The following is a 14,539-nucleotide window of genomic DNA, read 5'->3' as shown; positions in this document are numbered from 1 at the left end:
CGCGCCCCGGGCAGCAGCACCGCCCGGGCGAGCAACAGTCCCCGGCCCCAGAGCCGCCAGCCATCAGCCCGAGCAGCGCGATGACCAACAATCGCCAGGCCGGTCGGCAGTTGCGGGCGATGGGGTTCTTCCGGCTGTCGGTCGGGTTCGGGGATCCGGCGGGCCTGACCGAGGATCTGGCAGCCGTCGTGACGCGTAAACCGACCGGACGCCATGGGGCAGGGCGATGGCTATCTGATGCGGGATCACTCCGTCGCTTGCCCGGTCCGCTCCCGCCAGCCGATGATCAGATCGCCGATCCCGGTCGACAGGATGATCGCCAGGCCCGCGATCACGGTCGTGCCGATGACAACGGGAAAGTCCCCGGTGAGCGCGGCGGAGAGCGCCAGTCGCCCCAACCCGTCAATGCCGAAAATGGTTTCCGTCACGATCGCGCCGCCCAGCAGTGTCCCGATCTCCAGCGCGCCGAGCGTCATCACGGGGTTGAGCGCTGCACTCAGGGCATGGTCGAACCAGATCCGGCGCTCGCGCAGACCCTTGGCGCGGGCGGTGCGAATATAGTCCTGCGTCGCGACGTCCAGAACCGCGCCGCGCACCACGCGCTGAAACATGCCAACCTCGGCAAGCGCCAGCGCGAACCATGGCAGAGCGAGGTGACGGGCCCATTCAAGGGGGTTTTCGCGCAGAGGAACATAGCCCGACGATGGAAAGATCGGCCAGCCGGCCTCGGTCAGCTGGTAGAAGAACACATAGGATAACAGGATGCCGGACAGCAGCACGGGCACCGACATGGTAATACAGGCGAGCGCGCCGCTCAGGCGATCCTGCCAGCGCCCTTGATGCCGCGCGGCCCAGACTCCGCAAAGGATCGAAAGCGCCAGCCAGATCACCGCAGCCCCGGCAACAAGCGACAGCGTTGCGGGAATCCGCTCGATGATCAGGTCGGTCACGGGGGCCTGCCTGCGGAAGGAATAGCCAAGCCCCGGCGGCCAGTTGAACAGCCCCATCGGCGCCCCCTGCACAGCCGGCCCGCGATAGAGGTAGTACCACAGCTGAAGATACCATGGATCGTCGAGCCGCAATGCCCGGGTGATCGCGTCGATACTCTCCTGCGTCGCATTGAGTGGGGCCAGCATCGCTGCCGGGTTCCGATAGGCCAGACGGGTCAGCGCAAAGCACGCTATCAGCAGGATGAGCAGCGCGGTGACTCCCTGCGCAACGATCCGCAAAAGCCGGGAAAGCATCGTCATCTCCGTTCCGCCGGGTCGAGCAGGCTGCGCAGCCCCGCCGCGAGCAGGTTGGCACCGAGGACGGCCAGAAACAGCGCGAGCCCCGGCCCGATCAGCAGCCAGGGCTGGGTCTGGTAAAGGCCGGACCGCTGCGCCTCGGCGATCATGTTGCCCAGACTGGGCACGGGCGCGGCGATGCCGACGCCAAGAAACGACAGGGTTGCCTCCGCGACGATATTGGCGGGTAGCTGAACGGCCCAGAATACCACCAGCTTTGGCGCGAGGATCGGCAGGATCTCGCGTTGCAGGATTTCCCGCGGCGTTGCGCCGGATACCTGCGCCGCCTCGACGAGCGGCCCATCACGCAGCACTCGTACGATCCCGCGCACCAGCCGCGCGAACCAGATCCATGCAAATAATGCGATCACGACGATGACGAGGGCTTCGGGGCGCAGGGTCGGAGTGCCATCGGCGCCGCGGTTCAGGGTGGCGAGAGCCAGTGCCGTCAGGATGAAGGGGAATGCCAGAACCACATCCATGAAGCGGCCGAGCAGCCGATCCGTCCAGCCCCGCGACCAGCCCGCGCAAATCCCGATGAAGGTTCCGAGCAACAGCGCCAGCGTCGTCGCCGGAATGCCGATCAAGAGCGAAGCCCGCGTGCCATAGAGCACCCGCACCAGCACATCGCGGCCGAACCCGTCCGTGCCAAGCCAGAATTCCCTGCCCGGGCCGACAGGTAGCCCCATCACGTCAAGGCCGGTGGTGCGGAACTGTTGTATTGGATTGTGCCCGATCATCGCCGCCACAAGAGGAGCCGCCAGTCCGGCAAGCAGGACGCCCCCGCCCAAGACAGCACCCCAGAACAGGGCCGGATTGCGGCGGGCGCGGCCGAGGAATGCTCGGCGAAGGGCAAGATCAGGCATGCAGAACCTCCACCTGCGCCCGCAACTGCTGCCCCGGGATCGCATCCAAAAGCGCGCGGGTATATTCATGCGCAGGGGTCGCAAAAACGCGCGCAACCGGCCCCTGTTCCACCAGTCGGCCTTTGCACAGAACCGCCACGCGGTCGCAATACCGCGCGACAGCCCCAAGGTCATGCGTGATCAGCAGGAGCGACAATCCGGTGTCACGCCGCAACCGCGCCAGAAGGTCCAGAACCTCCACCTGCGTCGTGATGTCGAGCGCGGAAACCGGCTCGTCAGCGACGATCAGCTTTGGACCCGGGGCGATGGCGCGCGCGATAGCAACACGTTGCCGCTGTCCGCCGGACAGTTGCCCGGGCAGGCGATGGGCCATCTCCGGCGGCAGGCTGACGGCTTCGAGAAGCTCCGCGACGCGCAGGGGCGAGCCGAACCGGCGCAGCGGTTCCTCCAGAATTGCACCGATCCGGCGATGCGGGTTGAGGCTGGCGTAGGGGTCTTGAAACACGACCTGAATGTTGCGCCGTTGCTGGCGCCCGAACGGAACGCTTAGCGGCGTACCGTCGAACCGCAGCACGCCTCCATCGGCCTGGTCGAGCCCGGCGACGATCCGGCCGAGAGTCGTCTTGCCAGAGCCGCTCTCGCCGACCAGAGCAACGATCTCGCCGGTGCCGACCTGAAGATGAACGCCCTCCAGCACCGTTTGCGCGCCGAAACGGCGCTGAATGTTTTCCGCCCGCAGCAGTGCGGGGCGGGATGGCGCGGCCACAGCCCCCGGCGCGGCATGGGCCAGACTGGCCGCACCGAGCAATCGACGCGAATAGGGATGCGCAGGATTCCGCATAAGGGCACCCGTCGCCCCCTGTTCGACGATCCGGCCCGCCTGCATCACCGCGATCCGATCGGCGATGTCAGACACCACGGCCAGATCGTGACTGACGAACAGAACGGACAATCCGCGCCGCCGCTGTAGATCCCGCAGCAATGCGAGGATCTGCGCCTGAACGGTTACGTCGAGCGCCGTCGTCGGCTCGTCGGCAATCAGCAGCACCGGCTCTAACGCGAGCGCCATCGCAATCATCACCCGTTGCCGCATTCCGCCGGAAAACTGCCGGGGAAGGTCGTGCATCCGCCGTTCGGGATCGCGGATGCCGACATCCCGCAGCAAGGCTGTTACGCGGTCCCGGAGCGTGCGACGCGACAGGCGCCGCTGATGCGCGCAAATGGCCTCGGCGATCTGGGTGAAAATCGTCTTGTAGGGGTGCAGATTGCTTTGCGGGTCTTGAAAGACATAGCCGATCCGCGCCCCACGGATCGCCCGGAGATCTTCGGCAGGGCGCTCCAACAGGTTGCGCCCTTCGAAAACCACCTCCCCCGTCACCCGGGCGCCGCGTGGCGCGATTCCGGTCGCGGCAAGCAGGGACAGGCTTTTTCCTGATCCGGATTCCCCGACGAGCGCGAGGGTTTCCCCTTGTCCAAGGTCGAAAGAGATCCGATCAACGAGCACCTGTCCGCTGATTTCGACGGACAGGTTGCGAATGTCGAGCACTGTCGTCATCGGGCTTTAAGGGCAAGATTGGTGATATCCGCCTGCACCGCAAGGGATGACCAGGTCCAGTTCGTCACACGATCGGAGGTCAGGGCGATCTTGCGTTTCTCAATCAGGGGAATCCACGCCAGATCGGTCGATACGAGTTGATCCGCCTTGGTCCAGATCGGGCCGGGATGATCGGATGCGAAAGCTTCTGCCGCCAACCTGTTCAGTTCGGAATTGGAATAGCAGATTGAGAACATGTTCCCGGTGCCGCAAGGCGAGGCGTCCGAATTCAGCCAACCGCCCAGCAGCATCCGCGTGCTCGGCCCCTGCCAGTCCGGTGCAAACTGGCTGCCGAGCGAAATGTCCCAGCGGCTCGTCGGATCCTGAATATAGGCATACCATTGCGTCGGCGGGATCGGGATCAGATTGAGCGTGATCCCCGCCCTGGCCACATCCTCCTTCACCGTCAGGGCAATTGCCTCGAATTGCGCCGTGCTGCGATAGGGCGCGTCGAAAGCTATGCCGTTCGGATATCCGGCCTCCGCCAACAGGGCCTTGGCCTTTTCCGGATTGCCCTGGAAATCCGGCGTCGGGTAGGGGTCGAACGCCTCATACCCCAGGATGGTCGAGGTGATAATCTGTGTCAGCGGCGTGGCCGCGATCGGTCCACCCTGAGTCTGCACGATATTGGCACGATTGACCGCATAGGTCAGTGCCTGCCGGACGCGGATGTCGCGCAAGGCTGTCGCCCCGGGCGAAGTGGCCTCCGGTCGGGCGTTGAAGGTGATGAAATTTGCGGCGCCGGAGTTTGAAGCGTGAAGGTTCGGATCCTTCGCCTTGAGATATTTCGCGATGGTGGCGCGCGGCGGCACCTCCAGATACAGCGAGAGATCTGCTTCGCCGGTCGCGATCTTTTGCACAATGGTGTCTTCGTTATTGGCGGTAAAATCGACGGTGATACTGTCGGCATAAGCACCGCGCACGGGATCCAGTGCCGGGTCGAAATGTGGGGAGCGTTTCAGCACCAACTCCTGCCCCTGTGCGTATTTTTCCACATAATAGGGCCCGCTCGATGGGAAATTCTTGCGAAACTCCAATGAATCCGGGAAGTATTTACTGCTGACCTCTTCGGGCAATGGAGTCACGAAATTCATCGACAGGATACTGAGGAAGTCATAATTCTTCGTGTCAGACGTCAAGACAAGTGTATAATCATCCGGAGCGGAAACTCCAACGATATTGTTGGCGTCGATAAAATCCTTGACGCTTTTCAGGTCTCCGGGAGATACCTTGGAAAAGGCTTCGCAATATTCCCTGAATCCGGAAAATGCCAGATTGAAATAGTTGATTGCGGCGACCTGTTTGTTGGGGTCGCAAAATCGCTTGATCGCATAAACGAAATCCCCTGCCTTGATTTCGCGATCCGTCGGCCCGGAATATTTCACACCCTTTCGCAGGTGAAATGTGTAGGTCTTTCCGTCAGGCGAAACATCCCACGAGGTCGCCAGATCCGGAACCAGGGCAGTATCGTCCTTGATTTCGGAGGGCGCGCCTTTGTAGGTGACCAGTTGCCTGGTAACGGCACGCAATATCTCCCATGAATCCGTGCTGTAGCCCGAGATCGGATCAAACGCATCCAGATCCGCATTCAGCGAGGCGATCCGCAGATCGCCGCCGCGAGGGATCGTCTCGGCCATAACAGGCATGACAGAAACGGTCGTGACCGATGCGATTGCAGTAAGATATGCGGAAAAGGCCAAGATTCAGCTCCAACTCTCAAAAGTCATCCTTCATGATAAGGAGAAGGCAGGATATTGCAATTGGATGAACCTTTCCATTTTGACCACTCAGATGGAATATCCTGATGGTCAAATGAACGGCTTTAGAAGGAGATTCCGGCGTGGGGTTTTGCTCCGACAGTAAACATTTTTTCGAGCCTTCGGCCGATATCCTCTGTGTGAACACGGATTCTGCCGACCTGTCGAAAATCGGAAACAGACACCGCGCCGAATGCGAGGGAAGCGAAATATGCTATGGAAATCTCGGCTTCTGGCGCTGCTGTGGTTTTCTCTGATCTTCTGCCGATCCGCCAGATCCCGTCGTTTTCTGGAAATATCGAATCTCGAATGGCCAAAGTGGCCTCTTGCTCGAACGGTAGCGCATCCAGAAGCCGGCGCAGATCCAGAATGCGGAGCCAGCTCTCATCCCGCCATTCGGAAATGGAAACAGCGCGCGGATTGTCCAGCAACAGGCCGAGCGGGTCGTCGACGGGACGAGACGGAAATACCGAACGATGCAGGATATCCTGGCTGAACAGGTGGCCGATCAACGCCCGCCATGCCTCGGCATCATGTGCAACCAGATCGTCGATGATGACACTGCGGTTCGAGGCCGTGAACCAGTTGGCGACGGGCTCGACATGGAAACGCAGCAGGCCGCGTTCCTCTCCGGGCGCCCCGAACACCACGGCGTGATGGGGCGTTGTCGCGTGGCGCAGCCGGAATTCCTGTACCGCCCACCATCCGTCCCAGCGTTGCAGCTGCGCCGGACGCGACGCCGGAGCCCGCGTGACAATCGCGCGAAACAGCGCAAAATCGTCCGGGGATACCCGGCGGGCTATTGCTGATGGCAGAAGCAGACGCGCAGCCTTCAGATCCAGTTCCTGCCTGACGGACCATGATCCGACCCCATACCCATATCGGCCGTAGATCCGTGCATCCGAGGCGCGCAGACCGGCAACGACATAGCCATCCCGGAGTGCGGCGCGCAGTTGATGAACGATCATCCGCCGCGCGATGCCGCGACGGGTCGCCTCGGGCGCGACGCCGACATGCGTCACACCCAGATGCCGGACCCAGTTGCCCCCCGGAACGGCGATTTCCGAGCCATACCCGTTCACGGCTGCAATGAGATTGTCGCCATCATAGGCGCCGTAACCAACCCCCTCGGCCAGAAATCGCGTTGCGAAACCCGGCTCAAGGGCGTCGAAATCCGGCAGGCCGAGCATCGCCGAACGAAAGAGAGAAAAACCCTCCGCCTTCTGCTCGGCCGTCCGCAAAGGCCGGATGTCCAGATCGGAAACCATGATCATTTTCTGGCTTTGGGCGGCTCGGTATAGACGCGGGGCTTCGGCCAGGTCTGGCTCAGCCGGGCCTGGCCGATCTCGCGCGCCCGATAGGAAACCGGGTCATGTACGGTATGCGTCCGGGCGTTACGCCAGAAGTGGTCAAGACCCCATTTGTTCGCCGTCGAGCGGCCACCGGTGACCTCGAAGATTTTCCCCGTCACCTCAAGGACAACATCATTCGCCACCACTTTCGCCTGATCCACCAGCACGGCAAGGCGCCCCCAGTCCTCCGCGCTCAGATCGGCCCCCGCAAACAGGGCGCGCTGAAATGTTTCGGTCGCGCGGTCGGCAAGGGCAATTCCGCCTTCCACATGAGCGGACAGGCGGCCAAGGATCGCCAGATTGTAGGGATCATCGAGCGCCGAAGCGACGCCGGACTCCGGCCAGGGACGGCCCTCGTTGCGGGTGTAGGCCTCCGCTGCCTTCAGTGCACCTTCCGCGATCCCAAGGTAGAAATGCGCGAAGATGATCTGGCTGAACAGCGGTCGCAGGCCATCACGTTGCGCCACGTCGCCGGGCCAGCTGTCCAGACCGGACAGCCGCTCTTGGGCGAGCAGTTCGACATGATCGAACGTCACCGACCCGGATGCGGTCAGCCTTTGGCCAAGATTGTCCCAATCGTCGCCGAAGCTGATCCCGGCACGATCGGTGGGGATCTGATAATGCACCCGCTGGCCGTCATGCCACAGGCTGACGGTGATGATCTGCGAAATCGCCGTGCCGGTTGCAAAGGTGCGTCGGCCGGAGATGAAGCGCCGCGAACCCTCGGTCTCGATTTCGGACCACTGGTCGCGGGGATTGGACACGCCCCCCTGAAACCAGCCATCCTGCGCGACATGGCGGATCGTTTCGGCCCATTGCGTCTCGGTGCCCAGAATCCAGGTCCAGACGCCGTTCGAATAATGGTAGGCGATGAGCTGCCCGATGGAACCGTCCGCCTCGGCGATGATCCGCACGATCTCCATCGCCTGAAGCAGGCTCGCCCCCGCACCGCCCAGTGAGCGCGGCGCGGCGAGCCCCAGCAGCCCAGCCTTGCGCAAGAGGTCGATTTCCGCATGCGGGTCCGCATTGGCGCGATCACGGGCCACGATGGTTCGCGCAAGGTCTCGTGCCACGTCGCGCGCACGGGCCTTCCAGGTCGCGAACTCTGCCTCCGGGATGCCTGCATACAGGTCGGCATCAGGGCGGATCGGCGGATCAAGAGACATGGTGATTTCCTTGTTCAGGGATGGGACGGCGCGGCGAGGACGCCACGCGCGCGCAGACGTGCAGCCGCGCCTTCGCCAAAGTGCCAGGCCTCCTCCAGGTGCGGCTGGCCGGACAGGATGAAATGGTCGAAGCCGATGCGGTGGTAGGTTTCGATCAGATCGGCCACCTGATCATGGCTGCCGACCAGGGCCGTGCCTGCCCCGCCCCGCACCAGCCCATACCCCGACCAGAGCCCGGGGTGGATCTCCAGTTCGCGTGCATGGGTCGGAAGATCGGCCCGCCCGGCATGCAGGGCGGACATCTGGCTCTGCGCCACGGATTCGGATTTTCCCAGAAGATCCCGCGCATTGCGCACCGCCTCCGGCGTGAGCCATGACAGCAGGCGATCCGCCACAGCCCAGGCCTCCTCCTCGGTGTCGCGCGAAATCACATGCAGCCTGATTCCGAAACGCAACGCCCGGGCCCCCGCAAGCGCGCGCAATCGGGCAATCCGTTCGGCCTCGACCGCGGGGGGCTGGCCCCAGGTCAGATAGACATCGGCCTGCGCTGCGGCAACCGCCTCGGCCGCCGGGCTTGCTCCGCCAAAGAAGATCGGTGGCAGCCCGTGAGGGGCGCTGTCGATCCGCGCCGCCCGGATGTCGAAATGCTGTCCGGCGTAGCTGAACTCCTGCCCGGAGGTCACACCACGCAGAATTTCCAGAAACTCCCCGGTGCGGGCATAGCGCGCGTCATGGTCGAGGTGATCGCCGAACCGCGCCTGTTCGAACCGGTCGCCGCCGGTGACGACGTTCAGCAGCAACCGCCCGCCACTGATGCGCTGGAACGTCGCCGCTTGATGCGCGACCAGCGTCGGCGAGATCAGGCCCGGACGGAAGGCGACGAGGAATTTCAGCCGCCCCGTTTCGCGGCTCAGCGCGGCGGTGGTGATCCAGGCGTCTTCGCACCAGGTTCCGGTCGGGGTCAGGACGGCCTCGAACCCCTGCGCCTCGGCCGCGCGGGCCACTTCGCCCAGATAGGAAAGCGTGGGCGCCCGATAGCCACCGGAATAGCCGACGAGATGACTGTCATTGCCAGAACCTGTCAGACCGCGACTGTCGCCGTTGGTCGGCAGATACCAATGCAGGTGGATGCCGCTCATGCCGAAACCCTCTGATCGCGCACCGATGGGCCAGCGCGCAGGGCCCGGAAGGCAGCGCCGGGGTGGTCTTCGGCCAGATGGTCGGCGCCCAGAAGCCGCCCGCGCAGGGTGCGCCCGACACCTTCTTCGGTGAGCCGTCCGCGCGCGCGCAATTCGGGGATGACGAAGCGGATGAAATCCTCGAACGACCCGGGGCTGACGGCATAGGCGACGTTGAACCCGTCGACGCCGGCTTCTTCCGCCAGCGTCTCAAGCTGATCCGCGATCTGCGCGCCGGTCCCGACGAGTTTCGGATGGATGCCGCCGATGCCGATATATTCGGCGATGTCACGCACCGTCCAACGTCGCCCGGCATCTTTCGCGGTCAGGCCGCGCAGGGCGGACCGCCCGGCATTGGTTTCGATATATTCGAGCGGCTGGTCGAGATCGTATTGTGCCCAGTCGACTCCGGTCCAGGCCGAAAACAGCGCCAGTGCCGCCTCGACCGAGGTATGGCCGAGATAATCGTCGTATTTCGCCCGGGCTTCGGCTTCGGTCGCGCCCGGTATGGCGACGATCGCTGTGATGAACCTGATCCCGTCCGGCCGCCGTCCGTGGGCCACCGCCCGCGCCCGAATATCCTCGACTGAGGCACGGATCTGCGCCGGGTTGGTGCCGCCCAGAAAGACGACTTCCGCATTGCGCGCGGCGAATTCGCGCCCGCGCGGCGAGGTGCCTGCCTGAAAGATCAGCGGCGTGCGCTGCGGCGACGGGGCGCTGAGATGGGCGTCCGGCACCGTGAAGAAGCGCCCCGCATGGTTGATCGGATGGACCTTCCCCGGATCGGTGTAGAGCCCGGCCGCGCGATCCCGGATCAGCGCGCCATCTTCCCAAGACCCTTCCCAGAGTTTGTAGCACACCTCCATGAATTCCTGTGCACGATCATAGCGTGTATCATGGTCGATCTGTTGGCCAAGGCCCAGGTTCCGCGCTGCGGATTCGAGAACCGAGGTCACGACATTCCACGCCACGCGCCCCTTGCTCAGGTGGTCGAGCGTCGAGAATTTGCGTGCAAGCGCATAGGGTTGTTCATAGGTCGTCGAGACCGTCACCCCAAAGCCGAGGCGTTTCGTCACCCCGGCCATCGCGGCGACAAGTACCGTCGGATCGTTCAGCGGCTGTTGCGCGGCGGTGCGCAGCGCGGCATCCGGCGTGCCGCCGAACACATCGAGCGGCCCGAGAGCATCGGCGATGAACAGATTGTCGAACCCGCCTTCGTCGAGCAGCCGCGCGAGCCCCGTCCAATAGGACAGTTTCGTATACTCATGCGAACGATCCGACGGGTGACGCCAGACCCCGGCCGAGACATGCCCCGGAACGGTCATGGCAAAGCCATTGAGGATAAGAGGTTTTTTCGTCATGGTCGCCTCAGCGGTAATAGTCGGGGGTCGGAAAACGGTCGTTCAGCGCCCAGTCTCCGACTTCGAGCAGCTTGTAATGGATCGGGTCATGCAGCGTGTGGGTCCGGACGTTGCGCCAGAACCGGTCGAAGCCGAAACGGCGCGTCGCTGAGCGCGCGCCCATCAACTCGAAGATCTGCGAGGTGACCTCCAGCGCGGCTTCATGCGCGGTGATCTTCGCCTGATAGGCCAGGATGGCAACCTCTCCGCGACCGTCTTCGGTCAGTGCAGGCCCCTGTGCCTCGGTCCGGTCGGCCAGACGGCCCGCCGCATCCGCCAGGGCCTCGGCGGCCGCCAGACGTGCGGACAAGCGCCCGAAACGCTCGATGATCAGCGGGTCATCCCCGGCGCGATCGTAACCGGATGTCACCCAGGGCCGGCCATGTGCCCCGATATAGTCACGCGCCGCCCGCAGGGCATCTTTCGCCGTCCCCACATATAGTTCCGCAAAGGCGATATGCAGGATCGGAACGTGAACGGTGATATGGGGCGGATGACGCCGGTCTTCCGGATACCAGCCGACAAGATCATCCCGACCGACGCGCACATTCTCCAGCTTTGCCGAGCCGCTGACCGTCTGGCGCTGGCCGATCGCGTCCCAATCTCCGCCGAAGCTCAGGCCGGGCGCCGGATTGTCAACGATGAACTGGCCCAGCCAGCCCGACACGTCGACAGCATCGACCGTCGTGCCGGGTGCAAAACGCACCCAGACCTGCAAGGTATCGGCCACTGCCGCGCCCGAGGTGAAGGGTTTCGCGCCGGTGATCTCGAAGCCGTCACCGTCGTTTCGCGCCGCAAGCAGGGGCGGATAGGCCGCCTGCGCGATGCCAGCATGAAACCAGCCGCGGTTCAGGAAGCCATCCAGCCGCTTGTCCCGCAGCGCCGTGTTGCTGCCATCGAGCCCGATCCGGGTTCCGAACAGGTGATAGGACAGGATCTGCGCGACGGAGGTATCCGCCTCTGCGATGCGCCGGATCACGCGCAGGATTTCTGATGGCGTTGCGCCGCCACCGCCGAACCGCTCCGGGATCGCGATGGTCAGCAGCCCTGCGCGGCGCAGCAGGTCGATTTCCGCAACCGGATCGGCACCGGCAGCATCGCGGGCAACGGCAGTTTTTTCCAGTTTCGCTACGACAGCATCCGCCTGGGCAAGCCAGTTTTCCAGCCGGTCGGAGTAGCGTTGAACCATCAGATCTTTCATCTCAGACACTTTCCTTGATCTTCGCGCGGGCAAGCCGGTGGGACGGGTGATCCGGCGCGGGCAGCGGCCCGGTGCTGGTAATCCGCTCGCGCAGCGTGGCGCCCGCGTCCGGGCGGATCCGGCCCAGGGCGCGCAGTTCGGGGATGACATGGGTGATGAAATCCGCCCAGCTTCCGGGGCTGATGACATGGAGAACATTGAACCCGTCGAGGCCCGTCGCTGCGGCCCAGGCGTCCAGTTCGCGCGCCACCCGCGCGCCCGATCCAACGAACAGCCGCGAGCGCCCGAACCCCGAGGCCGGCGCCAGCGCATCGCGCAGGGTCCAGTCCCGCCCGGTTTCCTCGCGCGAGAACATGCCTAGCAGACCCTGGCTCGACTGCGTGTCGAGGTAACGGATCGGCGTTTCCGGCCCGTAAGCCGAAAAGTCGATATTGGTCGAGGCCGCATAGTGGATCACCGCCGCATCGAAATCGAAATGGCTTTGATAATCGGCAAGTTTCGCTTCGGCCTCGGCATCGGTCTGCGCCGTCACCACCACGATCGAGGTGATCGCCTGCACCGCGTTCCGGGCACGCCCCTCGGCTTCGGCCAGATCGCGCAGGCGGGTGATGTTGCGCCGGAGCGCCGCGTCATCCGCCCCCACGACAAAGACTGCCTCGGCATGGCGCGCCGCGAAGGCCGTGCCCCGGGGCGATCCGCCAGCCTGCATCAGAACCGGCACGCGCTGCGGGCTGGGCTCGCTGATGAAGGGGCCGGGCACCGTGAAGAAGCGCCCGCTGTGATCAATCGGATGCACCTTCTCGGGGTCGGTGAACAGACCGTCGGGATGCGCGGGGCTGCCCTTGTCGCGCAGCACGGCGTCGTCTTCCCAGGATGCCAGCCACAGTTTGTAGACGACCTCCATGAACTCGTCCGCCCGCTCATACCGGGTGTCGTGGTCGAGTTGGGTGCCGAGGCCGAGATTGCGCGCCGCACTTTCCAGTTGCGAGGTGACCACGTTCCAGCCGATCCGCCCCTCCGTGGCGTGATCGAGCGTGGTGAACTTCCGTGCCAGCAGCCAGGGATGTTCGTAGGTGGTCGAAACCGTGACGGTGATACCCAGGCGTTCCGTCACCGCAGCAATCCCGGAGGCGATCAGCAGCGGGTCCGTCAGTGGCGATTGCACCCCATGCGCCAGCGAGGCGGCGGCATTGCCGCCATAGGTATCCAGCAGGCCGAGCGCATCCGCGATGAACAGGTTGTCAAAACCCGATCCGTCCAGAAGCCGGCCGATCTCCTGCCAGTAGTCAAGATCGGTGTGGCGGTGGTGCTGATCTTCGGGATGGCGCCACAGGCCATAGGAAACATGGTTGACGGCGTTCATGGTGAAAGCGTTGAGCAGGAAAGGCGCGCGCGGGGCGGAGTCCGTCATGATGTTTTCTCGGGTCACAGGAAGGGGATCGGGTGCGCGTCCTGTCGGCAACAGATTGCCGGTAGTCGCGGGCTGCGCCTTTCAGGTCGGCGCAATGCCGGTCTGCCAATACCCGGGCGGATAGGTACCGTTGACCGCGAAATCACCGATGAGGCGCTCTTTGAAGATCAGTGGGTTGTGGTTCGCGAGCGTGCGCGCATTGCGCCAGAACCGGTCGAACGCCAGACCGCGCGCGGTGGAGGAGGCGCCAAGCGCGCTGAATCCCTCTGTCGTCGCGGCCAGAACCAGTTCCGCGATCACGACCTGGGCTTCATAGATCTCGATCTCGACGCGGCCCAGATCCGGGCTCGCCCCGGCATGGAGCGCCGCCGTCGCGGTGTCCAGCGTGGCCGAAGCGGCTGCGGCAAGACGGCTTGCCGATGCCGCCCTGGCGGTGATTTTCCCGACCAGTTGCAGCACCTGCGGGTCTTCGGCCGCACGCGGCGCGGTGCCCAGTGTCGTTGTGCGCCGCCGTCCTGCGACGTGCCGGGCGAGTTCTCCTGCGGCGGCGCGGCCGATCCCGGCAAGCGTGGCAAGGTGATATTGCTGATAGAACGCCGTGGTCGTCGGCGGGCGCGTCTCCAGTTCGCGGATGTCTTCGGCCTCCACCGGAACCTGTGCGAAGACCGTCGTGCCGGAGGCGGTCAGCCGCTGGCCGAAACCGTCCCAGTCGTCCTGCACCGTCACGCCCGGGTCCGCCACCCGCACGGTGGCCAGAACGCGCGGGGCGCCGTCCGCCGGAGGCTCTTCGCCCAGCCGAAGCGGTCGCACGGCACCGACATCGACCCAATCGGCAAACAGGGTGCCGGTGGTATAATATTTTTCGCCCTCCAGAACCCAGCCTTGCGGCGTTTCGAAAATCCGGGTCGAAAAGGCGCCGAGTGCGGCTTCCCCTGTTTCGGTAAAGGCGGGCGCAATGATCTCTCCGCCGCCGATCCGGCTGAGCCACTTGTCCCGCCACGGCGAGGCGGGCGCGGCAAGAACGATTTCGCCGAAACCGAAATGGCCGCGCAGGATCTGCGACAGGTTGGAATCGGCCTCCGCCAGATCCTCGACCAGGGCGAACAGGATGCGCAGATCCGCGCCGAAACCGCCAAAGGCGACCGGCGCACGCAGCCGGGTGAAGCCGGCCGCACGCAGGGCTGCCACCGCGTCATGCGGCAGGATGCGGCCGATGTCGCGTTGCGCGGCACCGGCACCGATCTGGGCGAAGACCGGCGCAAACCGCGCGCGCAATTCGGTCAGGCGATTTTCATGGGGAGGGGCAGATTGCTGGGTCATGGTCATCT

General features: G+C 64.3%; 11 protein-coding genes. All 11 read right to left on the bottom strand.

The features are described from left to right. Window positions 1-245: 245 nt before the first annotated feature. The 11 genes from QM789_RS04730 to QM789_RS04680 all read right to left on the bottom strand — a co-directional run bounded on the left by QM789_RS04730 (window position 246) and on the right by QM789_RS04680 (window position 14,531). Window positions 246-1,250, bottom strand: coding sequence for an ABC transporter permease (locus QM789_RS04730; RefSeq protein ID WP_420350818.1), 1,005 nt, complete (start codon window positions 1,248-1,250; stop codon window positions 246-248). Continuing rightward, the gene (locus QM789_RS04725) at window positions 1,247-2,152 is read right to left on the bottom strand and encodes an ABC transporter permease (RefSeq protein WP_420350817.1); all 906 of its coding nucleotides are present in this window, start codon (window positions 2,150-2,152) and stop codon (window positions 1,247-1,249) included. Before QM789_RS04725 ends, QM789_RS04730 begins: the two co-directional genes overlap by 4 nt. After that, complete coding sequence (locus QM789_RS04720; RefSeq protein WP_420350816.1) at window positions 2,145-3,707, bottom strand: dipeptide ABC transporter ATP-binding protein; 1,563 nt, start codon at window positions 3,705-3,707, stop codon at window positions 2,145-2,147. Before QM789_RS04720 ends, QM789_RS04725 begins: the two co-directional genes overlap by 8 nt. Continuing rightward, the gene (locus QM789_RS04715) at window positions 3,704-5,446 is read right to left on the bottom strand and encodes an ABC transporter substrate-binding protein (protein ID WP_420350815.1); all 1,743 of its coding nucleotides are present in this window, start codon (window positions 5,444-5,446) and stop codon (window positions 3,704-3,706) included. Before QM789_RS04715 ends, QM789_RS04720 begins: the two co-directional genes overlap by 4 nt. Before the next feature lie 122 nt (window positions 5,447-5,568). Beyond that, window positions 5,569-6,771: a GNAT family N-acetyltransferase gene (locus tag QM789_RS04710; protein ID WP_420350814.1), complete on the bottom strand. Its 1,203-nt coding sequence runs from the start codon at window positions 6,769-6,771 to the stop codon at window positions 5,569-5,571. 2 nt (window positions 6,772-6,773) lie between these two features. After that, window positions 6,774-8,021: an acyl-CoA dehydrogenase family protein gene (locus tag QM789_RS04705; RefSeq protein WP_420350813.1), complete on the bottom strand. Its 1,248-nt coding sequence runs from the start codon at window positions 8,019-8,021 to the stop codon at window positions 6,774-6,776. Between the two features lie 14 nt (window positions 8,022-8,035). Then, on the bottom strand, window positions 8,036-9,160 hold the full coding sequence (locus QM789_RS04700) for an LLM class flavin-dependent oxidoreductase (protein WP_420350812.1): 1,125 nt from the start codon (window positions 9,158-9,160) through the stop codon (window positions 8,036-8,038). Beyond that, on the bottom strand, window positions 9,157-10,560 hold the full coding sequence (locus QM789_RS04695; RefSeq protein WP_420350811.1) for an LLM class flavin-dependent oxidoreductase: 1,404 nt from the start codon (window positions 10,558-10,560) through the stop codon (window positions 9,157-9,159). The genes QM789_RS04700 and QM789_RS04695 overlap by 4 nt, the downstream gene beginning before the upstream one ends. Window positions 10,561-10,567: 7 nt before the next feature. Further along, on the bottom strand, window positions 10,568-11,800 hold the full coding sequence (locus QM789_RS04690; RefSeq protein WP_420350810.1) for an acyl-CoA dehydrogenase family protein: 1,233 nt from the start codon (window positions 11,798-11,800) through the stop codon (window positions 10,568-10,570). Window position 11,801: 1 nt separating this feature from the next. Further along, window positions 11,802-13,211 (bottom strand): NtaA/DmoA family FMN-dependent monooxygenase, encoded by a 1,410-nt coding sequence (locus QM789_RS04685; RefSeq protein ID WP_420350809.1) that lies wholly within the window; start codon window positions 13,209-13,211, stop codon window positions 11,802-11,804. A gap of 81 nt (window positions 13,212-13,292) precedes the next feature. After that, window positions 13,293-14,531 carry an acyl-CoA dehydrogenase family protein gene (locus QM789_RS04680; protein ID WP_420350808.1) on the bottom strand — a complete coding sequence of 413 codons (1,239 nt, stop codon included), beginning with the start codon at window positions 14,529-14,531 and terminating at the stop codon, window positions 13,293-13,295. Between the last annotated feature and the right edge of the window lie 8 nt (window positions 14,532-14,539).

The organism is Paenirhodobacter sp., from assembly GCF_047600745.1.
Taxonomy (GTDB): domain Bacteria; phylum Pseudomonadota; class Alphaproteobacteria; order Rhodobacterales; family Rhodobacteraceae; genus Rhodobacter.
Note: the sequence above shows the minus strand (reverse complement) of the source record. Positions and strands in the feature narration are given on the sequence as shown.

What these genes read in the sequence shown, in the direction of transcription:
- QM789_RS04725 (WP_420350817.1), bottom strand. Translation starts at nt 2,152, where the DNA reads ATGCCTGATCTTGCCCTTCGCCGAGCATTCCTCGGCCGCGCCCGCCGC.
- QM789_RS04695 (WP_420350811.1), bottom strand. Translation starts at nt 10,560, where the DNA reads ATGACGAAAAAACCTCTTATCCTCAATGGCTTTGCCATGACCGTTCCG.
- QM789_RS04690 (WP_420350810.1), bottom strand. Translation starts at nt 11,800, where the DNA reads ATGAAAGATCTGATGGTTCAACGCTACTCCGACCGGCTGGAAAACTGG.
- QM789_RS04700 (WP_420350812.1), bottom strand. Translation starts at nt 9,160, where the DNA reads ATGAGCGGCATCCACCTGCATTGGTATCTGCCGACCAACGGCGACAGT.
- QM789_RS04720 (WP_420350816.1), bottom strand. Translation starts at nt 3,707, where the DNA reads ATGACGACAGTGCTCGACATTCGCAACCTGTCCGTCGAAATCAGCGGA.
- QM789_RS04710 (WP_420350814.1), bottom strand. Translation starts at nt 6,771, where the DNA reads ATGGTTTCCGATCTGGACATCCGGCCTTTGCGGACGGCCGAGCAGAAG.
- QM789_RS04680 (WP_420350808.1), bottom strand. Translation starts at nt 14,531, where the DNA reads ATGACCCAGCAATCTGCCCCTCCCCATGAAAATCGCCTGACCGAATTG.
- QM789_RS04730 (WP_420350818.1), bottom strand. Translation starts at nt 1,250, where the DNA reads ATGACGATGCTTTCCCGGCTTTTGCGGATCGTTGCGCAGGGAGTCACC.
- QM789_RS04685 (WP_420350809.1), bottom strand. Translation starts at nt 13,211, where the DNA reads ATGACGGACTCCGCCCCGCGCGCGCCTTTCCTGCTCAACGCTTTCACC.
- QM789_RS04705 (WP_420350813.1), bottom strand. Translation starts at nt 8,021, where the DNA reads ATGTCTCTTGATCCGCCGATCCGCCCTGATGCCGACCTGTATGCAGGC.